This window comes from Pantoea sp. (assembly GCF_028283705.1).
Classification (GTDB): Bacteria; Pseudomonadota; Gammaproteobacteria; order Enterobacterales; family Enterobacteriaceae; genus Pantoea.
In genome coordinates this window covers 1-16,325 of record NZ_JAPWKD010000030.1, presented here as the reverse complement: position 1 = coordinate 16,325, position 16,325 = coordinate 1, and the positions used below count along the sequence as shown (strand labels likewise).

16 protein-coding genes and 3 pseudogenes are annotated in these 16,325 nt (G+C 54.5%); 5 read left to right on the top strand and 14 right to left on the bottom strand.

Going from position 1 to position 16,325, the window contains the following annotated elements:
• Window positions 1-192: hypothetical protein (locus PW844_RS21905; RefSeq protein ID WP_299456341.1), on the top strand; the 192-nt coding region annotated here is incomplete at its 5' end.
• Here the strand turns inward: PW844_RS21905 and PW844_RS21900 are convergent.
• On the bottom strand, window positions 136-1,623 hold the full coding sequence (locus tag PW844_RS21900; RefSeq protein WP_299456340.1) for an NAD(P)H-dependent oxidoreductase: 1,488 nt from the start codon (window positions 1,621-1,623) through the stop codon (window positions 136-138). The genes PW844_RS21905 and PW844_RS21900 overlap by 57 nt on opposite strands.
• The gene (locus PW844_RS21895) at window positions 1,620-1,964 is read right to left on the bottom strand and encodes an SDR family NAD(P)-dependent oxidoreductase (protein ID WP_367187770.1); all 345 of its coding nucleotides are present in this window, start codon (window positions 1,962-1,964) and stop codon (window positions 1,620-1,622) included. Before PW844_RS21895 ends, PW844_RS21900 begins: the two co-directional genes overlap by 4 nt.
• Window positions 1,965-2,311: 347 nt before the next feature.
• On the opposite strand from PW844_RS21895, the gene PW844_RS21890 reads away from it, so the two are divergent.
• Window positions 2,312-3,253, top strand: a complete 942-nt coding sequence (locus PW844_RS21890) for an AraC family transcriptional regulator (protein WP_299456338.1) — start codon at window positions 2,312-2,314, stop codon at window positions 3,251-3,253.
• On the opposite strand, the gene PW844_RS21885 is transcribed toward PW844_RS21890, so the two are convergent.
• Window positions 3,250-4,152, bottom strand: a complete 903-nt coding sequence (locus PW844_RS21885; RefSeq protein WP_226328457.1) for a LysR family transcriptional regulator — start codon at window positions 4,150-4,152, stop codon at window positions 3,250-3,252. The genes PW844_RS21890 and PW844_RS21885 overlap by 4 nt on opposite strands.
• Window positions 4,153-4,255: 103 nt before the next feature.
• Here PW844_RS21885 and PW844_RS21880 point away from each other — a divergent pair, with 103 nt between their 5' ends.
• From PW844_RS21880 to PW844_RS21870, 3 genes and pseudogenes are all read left to right on the top strand, one after another.
• On the top strand, window positions 4,256-4,924 hold the full coding sequence (locus PW844_RS21880; RefSeq protein ID WP_226328456.1) for a nitroreductase: 669 nt from the start codon (window positions 4,256-4,258) through the stop codon (window positions 4,922-4,924).
• A gap of 134 nt (window positions 4,925-5,058) precedes the next feature.
• Window positions 5,059-5,301, top strand: a pseudogene (locus PW844_RS21875) (Tn3 family transposase); the annotation flags it as partial.
• 33 nt (window positions 5,302-5,334) lie between these two features.
• Window positions 5,335-5,835 (top strand): annotated as a pseudogene (locus PW844_RS21870) (family 1 glycosylhydrolase); the annotation flags it as partial.
• 101 nt (window positions 5,836-5,936) lie between these two features.
• Here the strand turns inward: PW844_RS21870 and PW844_RS21865 are convergent.
• The 11 genes and pseudogenes from PW844_RS21865 to PW844_RS21815 form a co-directional block, all read right to left on the bottom strand.
• Window positions 5,937-6,653: a TetR/AcrR family transcriptional regulator gene (locus tag PW844_RS21865; RefSeq protein WP_299456332.1), complete on the bottom strand. Its 717-nt coding sequence runs from the start codon at window positions 6,651-6,653 to the stop codon at window positions 5,937-5,939.
• A 230-nt stretch (window positions 6,654-6,883) separates the two neighbouring features.
• Window positions 6,884-7,480, bottom strand: a pseudogene (locus PW844_RS21860) (isochorismatase family protein); the annotation flags it as partial.
• Window positions 7,481-7,529: 49 nt separating this feature from the next.
• Window positions 7,530-8,561: a 2,5-dihydroxypyridine 5,6-dioxygenase gene (locus PW844_RS21855; RefSeq protein WP_299456330.1), complete on the bottom strand. Its 1,032-nt coding sequence runs from the start codon at window positions 8,559-8,561 to the stop codon at window positions 7,530-7,532.
• 73 nt (window positions 8,562-8,634) lie between these two features.
• Complete coding sequence (locus tag PW844_RS21850) at window positions 8,635-9,450, bottom strand: alpha/beta hydrolase (RefSeq protein WP_299456328.1); 816 nt, start codon at window positions 9,448-9,450, stop codon at window positions 8,635-8,637.
• A 9-nt stretch (window positions 9,451-9,459) separates the two neighbouring features.
• Window positions 9,460-10,161, bottom strand: a complete 702-nt coding sequence (locus PW844_RS21845) for an Asp/Glu racemase (RefSeq protein WP_299456343.1) — start codon at window positions 10,159-10,161, stop codon at window positions 9,460-9,462.
• Between the two features lie 113 nt (window positions 10,162-10,274).
• A complete protein-coding gene (locus PW844_RS21840; protein ID WP_299456326.1) occupies window positions 10,275-11,504 on the bottom strand; it encodes an FAD-dependent monooxygenase in 1,230 nt (409 codons plus the stop codon).
• A 64-nt stretch (window positions 11,505-11,568) separates the two neighbouring features.
• On the bottom strand, window positions 11,569-12,294 hold the full coding sequence (locus PW844_RS21835; RefSeq protein ID WP_159223982.1) for an ABC transporter ATP-binding protein: 726 nt from the start codon (window positions 12,292-12,294) through the stop codon (window positions 11,569-11,571).
• The gene (locus tag PW844_RS21830; RefSeq protein WP_299456322.1) at window positions 12,291-13,073 is read right to left on the bottom strand and encodes an ABC transporter ATP-binding protein; all 783 of its coding nucleotides are present in this window, start codon (window positions 13,071-13,073) and stop codon (window positions 12,291-12,293) included. The genes PW844_RS21835 and PW844_RS21830 overlap by 4 nt, the downstream gene beginning before the upstream one ends.
• Window positions 13,070-14,056 (bottom strand): branched-chain amino acid ABC transporter permease, encoded by a 987-nt coding sequence (locus tag PW844_RS21825; protein ID WP_299456320.1) that lies wholly within the window; start codon window positions 14,054-14,056, stop codon window positions 13,070-13,072. Before PW844_RS21825 ends, PW844_RS21830 begins: the two co-directional genes overlap by 4 nt.
• Before the next feature lies 1 nt (window position 14,057).
• Complete coding sequence (locus PW844_RS21820) at window positions 14,058-14,930, bottom strand: branched-chain amino acid ABC transporter permease (RefSeq protein WP_040088378.1); 873 nt, start codon at window positions 14,928-14,930, stop codon at window positions 14,058-14,060.
• Window positions 14,930-16,066: a penicillin-binding protein activator gene (locus PW844_RS21815; protein ID WP_299456311.1), complete on the bottom strand. Its 1,137-nt coding sequence runs from the start codon at window positions 16,064-16,066 to the stop codon at window positions 14,930-14,932. The genes PW844_RS21820 and PW844_RS21815 overlap by 1 nt, the downstream gene beginning before the upstream one ends.
• Window positions 16,067-16,325: the final 259 nt, after the last annotated feature.

Genomic DNA, 16,325 nt, shown 5'->3' with positions numbered 1-16,325 from the left:
CAACAGTATGCGACACATGATGGAATTCGTTTGCCCGATGCGGTGCGTTTTTTGCCTTTTTCAATCACAAAGCCGGGTTTTATGTTACCGGTGAAGCAATTGAGGAGTAAGCGTATTAAAATAAAAATTCGTAACTTATTGGAAAATAAAGCCATTAAAAATAAATGTCTTTTTACTAAGCCCGGCGGGTGATTTATTTTTTAAAAAAACTGCCTGTGAAGACAGCCTGTGATATAGAAAAGCGGAGGGAACCGTCAACAGTGAAAAGTGCGCCTCAGTCACCTTTGCCGTCTTTTCAGCCGCAATAATTTCCGGAGTGTTAAGCTGCCTGTCTCCGAGCCACCAGTTACCGCTTTTTACTTCATCAAATACCACCCACGTTGACGACCGGATGGATTCTCCTTTGATTTCAACCATTGCCTCGGTGATGGCTTTTCTCAGGTGCGCTTTTTCGCTTTCTGAAAAAACACCTTCAAGCAACTTTGCATTGATAAAAGGCATATACATTTCTCCCTGTTTCAGTAAGGCCGGAGTGGAGTCGCTGCGTGGAAAGAGACCTGCAGTGCTCTCTGTCACGGTTGAGCGGCAGAGCCGCGCGGCTGTCTGCCGTCCGATCGCCGCAATAAACTTTTTCTGCTGGCGTTTCATATGCGCCTGTTTATAGGGAACCGGTGCAGAGGTGATGCCAAATAAAAGCAGCGGGTCCAGAACCTCATAACCCGTCGCGTACAGGGTCTGAATAAGCGGCCAGAGATGTACGCGGGGATCGCCCTGAAGCTGGCCTGGCTTACAAAGATGCTCCGGCGATCCCAGTGTGGTGCTGATGAGGGCACGCTTTCCCCTGAAAGCTCCGCTGCTGAACAGCTGGCTTCCCGAATACACCCCACCGTAGATAAACACGCGCTCAATCCAGCCTTTAAGGATGGCCGGAGCGCCATACCACCAGAAGGGAAACTGCAGGATGAGCAGGTCGGTTTCACAGAGTCGCTTCATCTCCTGCTGAACCTCGGGGGGCAGGCAGTCTGTTTCCCAGGCATGCCGTTGCTCAGCCTGAACGTTAAACCGGTCTGGGTTCACACGGTGTGTGAAGTGAGAAGGTGACTCGACGGGCACAAAGTTTGCTGCATAGAGGTCTGAAATGCAGACCTTGTAATCCAGGCTCTCTAACTCCTGGGATGCCAGCCCGACCAGGCTGGCGTTAAAAGATGTGGCCTCCGGATGGGCTGACACAATAAGCGCGCGCCGGGACGTCATGATCTCTCCCTGTGACTGTTGTCCGTCAGGGAAATCCGTTAAAAATGAGAGCTCACGTAACGCCTCAGCTGACTGCCGGTACTCGTCAAGTTTACGTATAAAGCCGTTATAGGCATCGGAGCCTGCGGCAAACCGGTGTGGCGGCTCGTTCATTTCAGAAAGCGAGATAAATACCTCACCCAGCTTTGCCGGATCGCCGGGCTGGCGATGACTGAACCTGTTAAGAATGGTTGTAAATGCAGTGACGCTGTCACAGTAATCACTGACAGACGGTTTTGCATGGGCAACGGAGCTTTCATCGAGAAAGTCAGTGCGGAATCCGCCGGGAGCTACAATCGTTGTTTTAAATCCCGAGCGGCGAGACCTCACGGTTCAGCCCCCTGCATCCAGCCTTCAACGGCAAATTTAGAGGCTGCATAAAGAGAGGAGCCCTCAACACCGTTAAATTCGGCGGTGGAAGAGACGGTAAAAATATGACCGCTCTTCTGCTTTCTCATCACCGGCAGCACTTCACGGGTCACGTTCATGGTGCCGAACAGGTTGACCTCAAACTGACGCCTGATCTCTTCTTCCGCCGCATCCTGGAACCAGCCCAGCTGGCCATACCCGGCATTGTTTACCAGCACGTCGATTTGACCAAAATGCTGCACGGCTTCTGTCACCGCACTGCGCGCCTGCTCCCTGCTGATTATGTTCAGCGTAAGTGCCAGCAGATTATCAGTATCCGTAAGCGTTTTAAGTTTTCCTGGTATGACGCGCTGTCGCGACCACGCGATGGCCGGCCCGGAGCAGAGATTCAGTCAGTGCGAGCCCTATCCCCCGGTTTGCACCGGTAATAAACCATACTTTTTTACTCATTTTTATTCCCCTGCGGTCGAAGCCCCATGCCTGCACGGCGGGCAGGTTTATCATTAAGCATGCGGCAGCAGGGCTGAGGCCGGTTGTCAGAAACAACGCATTTTTTGCCCAATTTGATTTTTTTTAGTTTCCGCAGGCACAGGAATTTTCTGCAGCATGGTAGGCTTAGGCGGTAATCAGGAAGGGGAGGCGGCGTAAAATGAGTGTTACAGCGTATCAGAATAAAGAGGCTATGCAGGCGCGCCTGCGCGAAGTCATTGCGCGGTTTGCAAAAATTAATGAAAATTTTTTGACGCCTGTTCCGGGCCTTAGCATCTATCATCGCTGCGAACCCACTGCCCCCCTGCCCTGCACCTACGGGCCGGGCCTGGCCATTACAGTTCAGGGGCATAAGCAGGTCATGCTGGGCGACGACGTGATTGATTATGGCCCGGGCCAGTCTCTGGTAACAACGGTCGATTTGCCCGTCGTGTCTCACGTCACGCGCGCCAGCATTCAGGAGCCTTATACCGGAATTGGCCTCGATCTGGACGTCGGTCTGGTTACGCAGGTGGCGGCAGAGATTGAAATGGCTGAGCCCCTGCGTGAAACATCAAGGGCCATATCCGTGGCTGAACTCGAGCCGGCGCTGCTTGACGCCGTTATCCGGCTGGTATCACTGATTGATGAACCCCGGCTGATGCCGCAACTGAGCGTGCTGATCCAGCGTGAAATCATCCTTCGCCTGCTGACCGGGCCACACGGGTTATACCTCTGGCAGCTGGTATCGGCGGGCTCGCCTGGCAAGCAGATAGCCCGCTCGGTTACCTGGCTGAAACTCAACTTCCGTAAAAACTTCCCGGTAGATGAGCTGGCCCGGAGCGCGCACATGAGCCCTTCTACCTTCCGGCAGCATTTTCGCACCGTTACCGGCATGAGTCCGCTGCAGTACCAGAAAAAGCTGCGGCTACAGGAGGCCCGGCAGCTGATGCTGAACGAGAACCACGAGGCAGGCACGGTAGCGCTGCTGGTTGGCTATGAAAGTCAGAGCCAGTTCAACCGGGAATACGCGAGGATATTCGGCGAGCCGCCGCTGCGTGACATCAAGCGGCTCCGGCAGGAAGTCCAGCCGGGGAGAAAAATGCCCGGCGCGGCCGGTTAGCCGCAGAAGCAGGCCGTCGCTTCAGCAATGAACGTTTTAAGCTTAGCCGTCTGTCGCCGGTCTGCGGGATAGATCAGGTTCAGCGGCATGGACGGCCCGCTGTAGTCTTCGAGAATCTGCACCAGTTCACCGCTACGTATGTGGGACTGAAGCATGTCCTCCGCCTGCAGAATTATGCCAAATCCGCCGATAGCGGCGTTGATCTGCGCGCGCGTATCATTGAGTATCAGCCGGCTCCGGACCTCAACCGGGAAGGTTTTGCCGTTTCTGGCGAACCGCCATTCGCTTTTGGCTATCCTGTCCCAGGAGACATATCCCACGCACTCATGCGTCGCCAGCTCTGCTGGACTACGGGGCTCTCCGTACCGGGTCAGGTAAGCCGGCGATGCGCACAGGATCAGCCGGTAGGGCCTGAGCGGACGCATCACCAGCGATGAGCTCATATTTACATCAGGATCGCCCACCCTGAATACGGCTTCAAACCCCTCCTCCGTCAGATTAACGTAGCGATCGCTGAGCGATACTTCGACCTCCGTCAGCGGATAGCGCGTCAGGTAACCGGTCAGAAAGTTCATCAGGCTGCCCGCCCCGAAATTGATGGGGGCACTGACCCGGATACGGCCCTGCGGTTCAGTCAGCGTTTCCCCTGCCATCGCGTCAGCAGCCTCTGCTTCGGCCAGGATAAGTCTGCAGCGCTCAAGATACCGCTCGCCAAACTCGGTCAGACTCTGACGGCGGGTTGTCCGGTTAATCAGGCGAACCCCCAGGCGGTCTTCGAGCGCGTGTATGTGTTTGGCTACCATCTGGGCAGACATGCCCAGCGGTGCGGCTGCGCCAGCGAAGGAGCCCGTGTCTGCCGCGGACACAAAAGCCTCCATACTCTTCAGTCTGTCCATCATTAACAACTCCTGTTACGAAGTGATATTACTGCATCGATATTTATCTACCCGTAGTAGGTAATTATCATGTTAAAACTTTCTCAGATAAACAGGAATGATACGCATGATGATGTTATTTGAAGATGCTGTCCGTCAGCGTCACTCTCCCCGGGATTTCCTCAACACGCCGCTGACCGATGAACAGCTTCGTCTGGTGCTACAGGATGCGCAGCTTGCACCCTCAAACTGTAACACTCAGCCCTGGCACGTACATATCGTCTCCGGTCAGAAGAAGGAAGAAGTGACTGCCGCGATGATGACGGCGGCCGGGGGCGATCCCGCGCCGGATTTCAGCTTTGATCCGGCGGATTACCCGGGAGTTTATGGTGACCGCCGTAAAGAACAGGGCAGAACCTATTACGAAGCGCTTGGTATTGCGCGGGAAGACAAAGAGGGGCGGGCGAAAACGTTTCGCCGCAACCTGGAGTTTTTTGGCGCACCGCATGCGGCGTTCCTCTTCATGCCGGCAGTCGGAGATAAGGTTCGCGTGGCTTCTGACATCGGCATGTACGCTCAGAACTTTTTGCTGTCGCTGACGGCACGCGGCATGGCCGGGATCCCGCAGACCCTGCTGGGCTTTTACGCAGATACCGTCCGTGAAGTCCTGGGCGTGTCTAATGAATTCAAGCTACTGTTCGGGATTTCCTTCGGTTTTGAAGACCCGCACGGTATCTCCCGCAGGGTCCGTATGGGCAGAGCTGATATCAGCGACAGCGTGGTTCTTCATAACTAATATTCGTTATCCGCGGCGGGGCGGCAGGTCAGCGACTCGTGAGCAAGGAGGCTATCAGAAGGCCAGCCATGTGCAGTCCGGACGGCAGTGCTGAAATCCTGCTGCGGGGGGATTCCGGCACAGGGTGCATCCGGATGACGTTACTGACAGCGGCGATCACGCTGTGGAATACGGTATATATAGAATGAGCCATTGAGTCACTAAAACGAAAAGGTATCCCGATAAATGAGCAACTGGTATCACATCTTTCTCCCTTGGGCTGGGAACATATCAATCTGAGTGGAGATTATGTCTGGCGTAATAACCTTAAACTGGGGTCCGGAAAATACCGCTCATTACGCACAGTCGACACCGCATTGTACAAAAAACAGTCTTAGCGTGGGATAGTTTCCGAATTCCAAGCGGACCCCAGTTATTACGCCTCGCGCTGTGCTTCAGCGGAGATGAACGAGAAAAACAGCAGCGCCGCGAATGTGGTCAAATCGCTGACTAATCCACACATTAAGCGCAGCGAATGGGGCTGGGGTATCGATCCGCTTGGGCTGCGGATTACCATGAATATGATGTATGACCGCTACCAGAAGCCTTTGTTTCTGGTTGAGAATGGTCTGGGCGCACGCGACGAAATTAATGCGGAAGGTGAGATTAATGATGATTATCGCATCAGCTATCTGCGTGAACACATCCGCGCCATGGCGCAGGCCATTGATGATGGTATCCCGGTGATGGGCTATACCACCTGGGGGTGCATTGACCTGGTGGCGGCCTCCACGGGAGAAATGAGCAAGCGTTACGGCTTCGTCTACGTTGACAGAGACGACCGGGGTGCCGGCACCTTAGCGCGCAAACGTAAGAAATCTTTCTGGTGGTATAAAAAAGTGATTGCCAGCAACGGCCGGGACTTAGACTGATATTTTTCTCAGCTAACTGCTTAATCTCGTCCCCGCGGTAACCTGATGCGGGGACGTTTTTTTGCTCCCGTTACGTTGTCAGAACGGGGTGGCTGGCCACATCAGGGAGCGAGCTGACCGGTGGCTTTCATTCCGGCACAGGCAAAACGCATAATATTTTCCAGCAGTTCGTTGTTATCCTGCGTGTTACACACCTGGGGCGCCAGTTCTTCCAGACGATGCGTATCAGAGAAGGTATACATGTAAGCGCCAATGACCATCGTCATGCGCCAATAGGCTTCGCTCTCGGATAAATGAGGAAGCTGGCGCATAAACGCGCTGACAAACGCCTTGGTGGAATTGTCATAAGCATGGTTGCGCAGACCATAAGAGATTTCTGGCGGTTCAGTATGCAAACGCGCCTGCAGGCGGATAAACGCGCGTCCCTGTTTGGTTTCGCGTAAGGTCAGCGTCGGTTTCAGAAAAGCGTGCATAATCGCTTCTACCGTCATCGTATCCTGTTGCTCCAGCGCCTGTAAGCGCGCCATACGCTCTTCGGAAACCCGCCTGCTGCGTCGTAAAAAAACCGCTTCGAACAAACCATATTTTGAGCCGAAGTAATAGATAACTAACGCCTGGGTCACCTCAGCCGCTTCCGAAACCTCTCGCAACGTCGTGCCGGCATAACCGAGATCGGCAAATAAAATTTCCCCGGCATCAAGGATTTCATCTTTTACGTTATTATTTTTTCCCTCTGGCCTGCCGGGTTTGTTTTTATTAGGCGGACGGCCGCGACGTATAGCTACGCCCTTGCGCCCCCGAATTTCTCTGTTATCCATAATGCTCCAAGGCGTTAGCGCAAAAAAAGATCCGTTTATTCTAGCCTGTTGGCAGTTTAAGGGGAAACGCCAGCGCGCCTCCCCTTGCTGACTGAGAATCAGCCCGGCTCAGGAAAGCGGGCAAAAGCATGACGTCAGCATTTTTCTGCGCGATATGAAACAGACTTGTCTGGTACTGCGCCCGTGCTTGCGGCGGCTGTCCGCCCGGCCAGCGAATCCAGCCAGCTCAGAATCTCAGCGGCATCGGTGACATCAGCATATTTTTGATCCATATCGTAGAGGCTGGCCTCATGCGGTGGCGCTGCCCGGTCGCCGCAACAGTCACGCGGGACCAGCACGTTGAAGCCGGACTGCACGGCATCGACCACGCTGGCGCGAACACATCCTGATGTGGTTGCACCCGTCACGATTAAGGTATCGGTCCTGGTACCGGCCAGCAGGGCTGCCAGCGAGGTGCCAAAGAAGGCCGACGCGCCCTTTTTTGTCACAATCGTATCGCCAGGCTGAATGCCAGTTGCGGCATCGATGTCGACCAGTCGCGAGCCTGCCAGCAATGCCGCCATACCGGTGGCCTTCTTCAGCCAGGGCAGTTGTTCCAGCTCGCCGGGATGATAAGCGATTGTGGTATAGATCACCGGGAAGCCAGCGGCTCTGGCACGATCGGTCAGCCGCCGGGTAGCCGCGATCGGCGCGCGCATGTCGGCAGCTGTGGGATATTGGGTATCGGTAAAGCCGTAGCTGAAGTCAACTACCACGATGGCCGGACGCTCGCCGCGCGGTACCGCGCGGCCAAATCCCGCCTGATCATAGATCGTCTCCTGGGACATTATTGTTTTTCCTGTAAAAGGTTTAGAGCGGCCCTGGCGGGCCACTCTGCTAGTAACGCTGCATCTGAATCTCTTTTACCGCGATATCGCCATCAATCACGATCGCTTCATCATCGAGAAACAGCGAGCAGCCACGCATCGGAATATCCAGATGGCAGGCGGTATCATTCGGACCGCCAAGTTCATTGTTGGGTCCGGTAGAGAACATCACGTTGCCATAGTAGCTGCGCGGTTCCATCCCCATACCGCCGGGAAATGCGCCCGGCGTCATGTTGTGCCAGCTGGCCTGCGGATTCATGCCCCAGCCGACATGGCTCATGCCCATGCCGCGCGGATCGTCGAAAGCCGCCATGTAAGATTTAACGAGTTCGGCATCAAGCCCACCACGAATATCCGTTATCCAGCCTTTTTCAATGGTGTAAGTGATTGGCTCACGCACATAGATGTTTTGCGGCAGCAGGATATCGCCGGGGGCTACGACAATCTGACCATTGACGCCGTCATCGTCGCCACCGGTAAAAACGAAGCCTGAAGGCCAATGATCCCAGCGTCCCGGCGTATCGGTACAGCCATATTCGGCTACGGTGGGATAGCTGTTAAGCTGATAGGTCACATCTGTGCCATAGGGAGAGGTGATGCGCATAACATTAGCTTTTTCCAGCATTCCCGCGGCGATTTCGACCTTTTCACGCAGCTCAGGATAGGGCAGCATGCGCGCTAACAATTCAGGCGGTTCAACAGCCGTCAGGATCCGCGTACCGGCAGCCTGAATCGCGAATTGTTCCGGCGAGAAGAGTAGAAAGACGCAGTCGATCAGCATGTCGCATTGTTTGAGCGCCTCGACTGCCCAGGGTAACGCCGCCAACCCCGTGACACCTACATTCCAGCCTCCCGTTGGTATCGGCGCAGGCAGGCGCATATGATACATATTCGCCCCCAGACGCTGTCCTGCCGCCATGAAGGCGTCAGCGTACTCGAGGCGGTCGTTGCCTTGCGTCAGCACGACAAGCTTTTCACCCTCGTGCACGCCGGACATTTTTAACTGATGCAGGCAGATCTCGGTAAAGCTTGCTTGATCCATCGCTCATTCCTCGTTGTTTTTGGTTTTGCTGTCTTGATTACGGGCTATCCAGCTTTAACCGCGAGCGCGAAGCTCAACGGATTTCCAGGTCCATGACCGCACCGAGAAAGCCTTCGAGATCGTCCCACGGAATCATATGACCCGCTCGCTCAACGACCCTGACCTCGGTCTGCGGCGCCAGCGCCTGGATTTCTGCGACATCATTTGGCTCGATTACCGGGGCGCCACCGGCGACCACCAGGCGAACGGGTAGCGTGATATTGGCCAGATCGGCATGCATATCATCGCTGTGGAAACCGTCATAGGCGGTGCGGATCGCAGAGAGCTGGCAGGTATGCAACCACTCAGCGCGCAAAGCGTTTTGCTCATCGCTCCAGGAAGGACAAAACTGGCGCATCTCTTCTCCCGAACAGCCCTTTGCAGCCAGCCGGATTGAATCTTCGTACCAGTTCCAGGGAGAGGGATAGACGCGCCGCCCCGGCCCTGAAACGGGTGGGTCGACCAGTACCAGCTGACCAATCGCAGTGGGGTTAATCCGTGCAGCGCGAATGGCTGTGCGTGCGCCCATCGAATGGCCCAGTATTACCGGTGACATAAGGCCGGCGGCTGCGATCACGGCCAGCGCATCGGCAGCCATCGCATCGAGTGAATAGTCCAGCTCCCCTGCCTCACTCAATCCCCGGCCACGCACATCAAGCACGTGTACATCAAAGCGTTCAGCTAGCCGTTCAGCAACGAATCCCCAGGTTATCGCCGGTGAAGTGATCCCCGGAATTAACAATAACTGCGGGCCGGGTCCAGGATAATGGAGCAGGTGCTGGCGGATGCCATTGGCGTGAACGTTGTATCCACCACCTTGAGTTTCGTTTGTTCTGGTGTTGATCGTCATAATGCCCCCTCAGTAAGCGCCGGAAAGCAACGTTCCGCCGCCCGGAACCCGCGTTTCGATATGGAGTGCCTTGAGCATCTGCCAGGTAGTGGCTATCGCTGCGGTCACCACGGGTTTTCCGGTACGGGCTTCAACTATCGTTACAGCGGACAGAGAAGGCATCTGGACACAGGCCGACAACACCACCGCATCAACATCGTCGGTATTCATGTCAGCAACGATATCCGGCAAATTCATCGGATCGTGCGCCGCTACCGCCAGGTTGTCCTGAATCTCCAGTGCCCGGTAATCGGAGACCTCAATACCTTCGTGGCGAATATAGTCGACGACCATTTCGGTGAGCGGTTTCATATAGGGAGCCACAACAGCAACCCTTCTGGCTCCTATGGCCTTCAGCCCTTCGATCAACGCACCCGCTGAGGTAATCACTGTCGTGGGAGCGCCATTGTTCGCTGTCACCTGCTGCAAGCGCGATCCTGAGACACAATGGTAACCGTGCCCCATTGACATAATGGCAACGAGGCAGGCGTAGCCCATGATGTCGACACGCGCATCCGAAAGCTCCAGCGCACAGCGGTCGCTGTCGGCATCCATTGCCGCCAGTTCTTCCCTGGTGACATGCTTCATGCGCATACGAGAAGAATGAAAGGTGAAGCGCTCTTCGCCCACGCTTTCGCGAGCCCGCAACAAGGCAGGGATTTCTGTCTCCATTGTGACGTTGGAGCTGGGAACGATTTGTCCGATACGAAAGGTTTTTTTCATCTTATTTCCCTTTTCTCTGGTAATGGCTCATGTGGCCTTCTGGGGCCATTCCCGCAATGCTGTTACGCGTGCGCTTGGGTCTCATCAAATCGCTCGCGACAGCGAGTGGCGTCATATTCGTAAATCCATTCAGCACGGATACCCACCGCATTAGGGTTTTTCGCCTGCTCCTGTTGAAACGCGAGGTCTCGTTGTCGTAATTCTTCCGGCGAGGAGAGATGATAGGTGCGACCACGTTCACGGGCCTGGAGCTGAACCTGAGACGTGCGCGGACGGCGTTCAGCTTCATAGGCGGCCAGCGCCGCAGGAACATCGCCGCCGAAATGCGCCAGCGCCTGCGCCAGTACATAGCCATCCTCAATGGCCATCGCCGCGCCCTGCGATAAAAATGGCAGCATAGGGTGCGCTGCGTCGCCTAACAGCGTGACATGAGGAACAGACCACTGCGCCATCGGATCGTGATCAAACAAGCCCCATTTAAAGGTCTGAGTCGGATCGGTGCGTTCAAACAGCTGAATCAGATCCGGATGCCAGCCCTGGTAAGCGTTTAATAATTCGTCGGTTGAGCTGGCTTCGGTCCATGACTCTTTTACCCATTCTGCGGTTTCAGTGACCGCAACAATGTTCACCGCCTTGCCGCCTTTGACATAGTAAGTAACGACATGGGCTGAAGGTCCCATCCAAAAGGCGGCGTAAGGTCCGACAAACGGCAATGGGTGCTCAGCAACCGGTACCAGTGCTCGCCAGCACATATGTCCGGTGAACTGCGGTTTTTCATCACCCCAGAGCGCGCTGCGTACTGCAGAATGGATGCCGTCAGCGCCGACAATCAGGTCTGCTTCAAAAGAGGTACCGTCAGCAAAAAATGCTGTCGCTGACAGGGGGCTATGCTGAACGGCGGTGCATTGCGCATTAAAGGTGACCTTTTCGGCGGGGATATCCGACGTCAGGAGGCTATGCAGATCGGCACGGTGGACATGATAAAATTCCGCGCCGTAAACCTCGGGGCAAGTTGATTTGAGCGGCGTGCGGAAGAGTTCATTGCCGCTTTCCCAGTTAAGTCCCACCATCGCTTCCGGTAAAAAACCTACCTGTTTAAGAGGCTCTGTGAGTCCCAGCGCCTTCAACACTTTTACCGCGTTAGGCGTCATCTGTACGCCTGCCCCCACTTCACCAAACGCGGGTGCACGTTCAAACAGGTGGAAATCGATACCTTGCTGCTGTAAGGCGCGCGCCAGCGCCGCACCGCCAATTCCACCGCCAATGATTCCAACTCGTAATTCATGGTTCATTATGTTCTACCTTTATTAAATAATCGCTTAATTAATTAAACTGCTTTTTTTGCCTGACGAAACGTTACCCGCCCAGATAAGCATTGAGTAACTCTTTATCCTCAAGCAGGCTCGCCGCCATGGCATGAGTGGCGATACGTCCGGTCTCCACCACATAAGCGCGGGAAGCGACAGAAAGCGCGTTATAGACGTTTTGCTCGACGATCAACGCCGTTACCCCGTGCTGATTAATGTCACGGATCACATCAAAGACCTCATCTGCCATACGCGGCGATAATCCGAGACTTGGCTCGTCCAGCAGCAGCAGCTCAGGTTCCGACATCAGCGCACGGGCGATGGCCAACATTTGCTGCTCACCGCCACTCAGCGTACCCGCCAGCTGCTTATGCCGCTCACGTAAGCGTGGGAAACGGTGAAAGGCCATACCGACCCGCTCTTCGACTTCTTTTCCTGAACGGCAGAGATAAGCGCCCATCATTAAGTTTTCATACACGCTCATGGTCGGCCAGACATGGCGTTCTTCCGGACAGTGCGCAATACCCGCGGCGACAATACGTTCCGTTGACCAGCCGTTTATCGCGTTGCCCTGCCAGTAAATCGTGCCGTTTTTAGGCTTTAACAGACCGGAGATGGTGCGCAGCGTAGTACTTTTCCCCGCGCCATTAGCGCCGATCAAGGCGATAATTTCGCCACGCTGGATTTCCATATCGATGCCATGCAGAGCGGTAGCGTTGCCATAGGCCACCTGTAAGCTTTCGATTTTTAACATGCAGGGTTCAGAACTTTTCATGCGCTCGCCTTCCCAAGATAAGCTTCGATCACCTGCGGATGGCGTTGCACCGCTTCGGGCGTACCCTCAGTCAACTTCTGACCAAAGTTCATCACCACCAGCCGGCGACAAATTTCCATCATCAGATGCATGTTATGTTCCACAATCACCATCGACTCCACGTGGGTTCCCAGCAGACGCTGTAAAATCTGACCAAATACGCGCGCCTCCTGGCTGTTTAACCCGGCGGCGGGCTCATCCAGCATCAGCAACCGGGGTTTTGCCGCCAGCGCCACCGCCACCTCCAGTAAACGCAGCTCACCACAAGAGAGCACGCTGGCTGGCGTGTTGATGCGATGTGACAGGCCCATTATGTCGATGATGCTGGCGGCGCTTTCGCGTACTTTCTGTTCGGTATGACGGACATGTGCGCGAGGCAAAAAGATATCCATTAACGATTGCCGGGCCGCCAGATAATGTCCTGCCAGCACGTTTTCAAACGCGGTTAACGCCCTGAGCACGTTGGTTTTCTGAAAGCTGCGCACCAGCCCACGGCGGGCAAGCGTGTGAGGAGCCTTACCGGTGATCTCTTCTCCACAAAACAGCACCCGGCCGCCATCAGGCTTATAAAAGCCGGTAATTAAATTAAAACAGGTGGTTTTGCCTGCGCCGTTCGGTCCAATCAGCCCGACCAGCTCACCTGGCATAATATCGAAACTGATATCCTGCACCGCTTTCAGGCCGCCAAAGGTTTTACATAATCCTTGTACTGCCAGCATGGGTTGCGAAGAGGTGCTCATACGGTTTTCTCCTGCTGTGCCTGGGTCGTTTTTTCCGTCGCGGCCCGGCTGCGTTGCTCCCGGCGCTGAGTCAGAAAACCCATCAGCCCCCTGGGAAGAAACAGTACCACGGCCATAACAATCAGGCCGAAGATGGACATACGTAGCTCCTGGGCTTCACGCAGGTATTCGTTTAACAGCGTGACAACCAGCGCGCCGATGACCGGTCCAACCAGCGTGCCTTTTCCGCCCAGTAGCACCATGATGATCATCGACACCATAAAGCTGAACTGGAATACGTCGGTTCCGACAAAGGTGATGTAATGCGCATAAAAACCTCCCGCCAGGCCAGCGAGAAACGCACCGAGGACGAAGGCTTTCATGGCATAAGCGAAGGGCCAGATGCCCACCGACTGAGCCACATAACGATTTTCGCGCACCGTAACCGCGGCGCGCCCCTGGCTGGAGTAAACAAAGCGATAGATCAGGTAGAGCGCCAGCATGGCAATCAGCAAGGCCAGATAGTAGTAGCTGCGCTTAATATCCAGCGCTGCCAGTCCCGCCATAAAGTGCGGCTGAGCAATACCCGCCACGCCCATCGGACCATTGGTTACTGCCACCCAGTTATTGGCTATGATGCGCAACACTTCAGCGAAAGCCAGGGTGATAATCACAAAATAGGGTCCCTGCAGGCGCAGCGTGATAGCGCCGATTAAGGCACCCGCTACCGCTGCGATCAAACCGGCCATAGGGATGGTCGCCCAGAGCGGCCAGCCGAAATCACTGGACAGCAGTGCGGCCGCATAGGCTCCCAGACCAAGAAAAGCGGTATGACCAAGCGAGAATTCACCAATATAACCCACGGTCAGGTTCAGGCTGCTGGCGAGTACCGCATAGATAAGTACCATGACGCCAATATGCAGCAGGTATTGATCCTGTACCAGCAGCGGGAATGCCGCCGCCAGCGCCGCCAGCAGCAGCAGGGTATTGCGTTCAAATTTCATATCATGCCCTCTCCGCGCGTGTTGAAAACAGGCCATAGGGTCGGAAAACCAGCATCACGATAACGATCAGGAAGCCGATAATGTCGACCATGCCGGTAGAGATATAACCGCCCCACATCGCCTCGGCGATGCCCAACAACAGGCCACCGATAATCGCACCGGCAAAGCTGCCCATTCCACCGAGGATAACTACCACAAAAGCCTTGAGGCTCACCAACCCACCGACGGTGACTTGGGTGGTGTAGATCGCGCCCAACAGCATGCCTGCACTGGCTGCCAGCACCGTTCCCATGGCAAAAGTGCTGGCGTAAACATGGGAGATTTTTATCCCCACCAGCTGCGCAGCCATGGGATCCTGAAACGTAGCGCGCATTGCGCGTCCCAGTCGGGTTTTTTTGATGATCAGATGCGCGCCGAGGATCAGCACGGCGCAAACCGCCACCGCAAACAGGCGCATTTCGGTCAATACAACCGGTCCGATAAAGATCGGGGCATTAGGCAATGGCCCATCAATTTTTTGCGGTGAGGTACCCGCAAGGAGTAACGCGGTATTCGCGATAAAAATCGATAGCCCAATCGTTAACAGGATGCCTGGCTCTTCAGACTGGCCGCGAACACGTTGGATCAATAACCGATCCACCAGCCAGCCAAACGCCGCCATAATGATAGCGACCGCCAGCAAACCGGTGAAAAAGTTCAGCCCAAGCGCGTGAGTTACAAACCATCCCAACATTCCGCCCATCATATAAAACTCACCATGAGCGAAGTTGACCACGCGCATCAGACCAAATATCAACGTCAGGCCCAGCGCGGACAGAGCGTAAAAGGTGCCGCTCACCAGGCCGTTAGCAAAAAATTGCAGGAACAGATCCATTATTTTTTCTCCGGCGCCTCAACGGCAGTGCTGGTGACCACCTCAGGAACTTTCTGGCGAATCTGCACCAACGCGGCATCAAACCCGTAAGCCTGGCCTTGATCAGTGAAGCGGTAATTGCCATTAGGGGCGTGATAATCGGTGGCTTTCAGACTGGCAATAATTTTTGCGGCATCCGTAGAATCCGCATGACCTATCGCATCCAGCATGATGTGCGTGGAGTTATAGCCGGCAGCGGCGTACTTATCCGGAAACTGCTTATATTGCGCCTGGTAAGCTTTAACAAATTGCTGATTGCTGTCGCCCGGCAAGGTATAGACATAAGGCACCGCTGCGTAAATGCCTTCCGAAGCCTCGCCCACCAGGTTAATAAAGTCTGAGGTTGCCCATGAGCCGACACCAAATACATTGATATCAATACCAAACTCTTTGAGCTGCTTGACCAGTATCGCGCCATCCTGAGTCTCTGCGGCAATAAACACGCCGTCAGCCTTAGCGTTGCGCAGTTTGGCCAGCAGCGTGTAGAAATCGGTGGCGCCATGATCAAAATATTCCGTCATGACATTTTTAACGCCATGCGTAGCGAGGTCCTGCGAGAAGCCCTGAATACTGCCCCGGCCCCAGTCATCATTTACGCCAATGTAGGCGACACGTTTTAATTGCAGTTTTTCCGCCAGGATTTTAGCGAACGCTTTCGCCAACAGCGCATCGGTTTCAGCGGAACGGAAAAAGTAAGGATTATTTCTTTCGGTCAGATCGGCCTGAGAAGAGACGCCGGTCAGGAATGGCACTTTATACTGTTGCGCCAGCGGCATGACCGCTGCGGTGGCCGAACTGCAAAAGGCGCCAAGCAGGGCAACAACCTTATCTTTCTGAATCAGCTTTTCTGCCGCGTTAACGGAGTTAGCCGGGCTGCACTGTCCATCTTCAATCACCAGCTGCACCGGCTTCGCTGCCGTACGCTTGTTGTACTCCGCCAGCGCTAGTCTGGCGCCATTAACATACGCGGTTCCGTTATAAGCCACTGAGCCAGTAAGCGGTTCAATCACGCCCAGCTTGATGCTCTCCTGAGCACAGACAGAGCAAGAAAACATCAGGGTCGCCATACCTATCTTTGTGAGTTTTGATGCACGCATTGCAACGCTCCTGTAAACATATCCTTTCTTCAAAGGATGGCTATCAACATTTAATTAATTAAACGCTTATTTAATTAATGGAAAAAACAGTTTTCTCTTAAGCAATCAAGCAATAAGCATGCCAGATGGCGTTGACTTATGAACCCGTTGATTTATAAAGAAAAAAAAGATTACATTAATGAGTGGTGAAGGTATTGTTAACCACTGTAGAGATAAATTGGTGCAAAGGCGATAAATTGCACTGGTTCAGTGCGTTTTT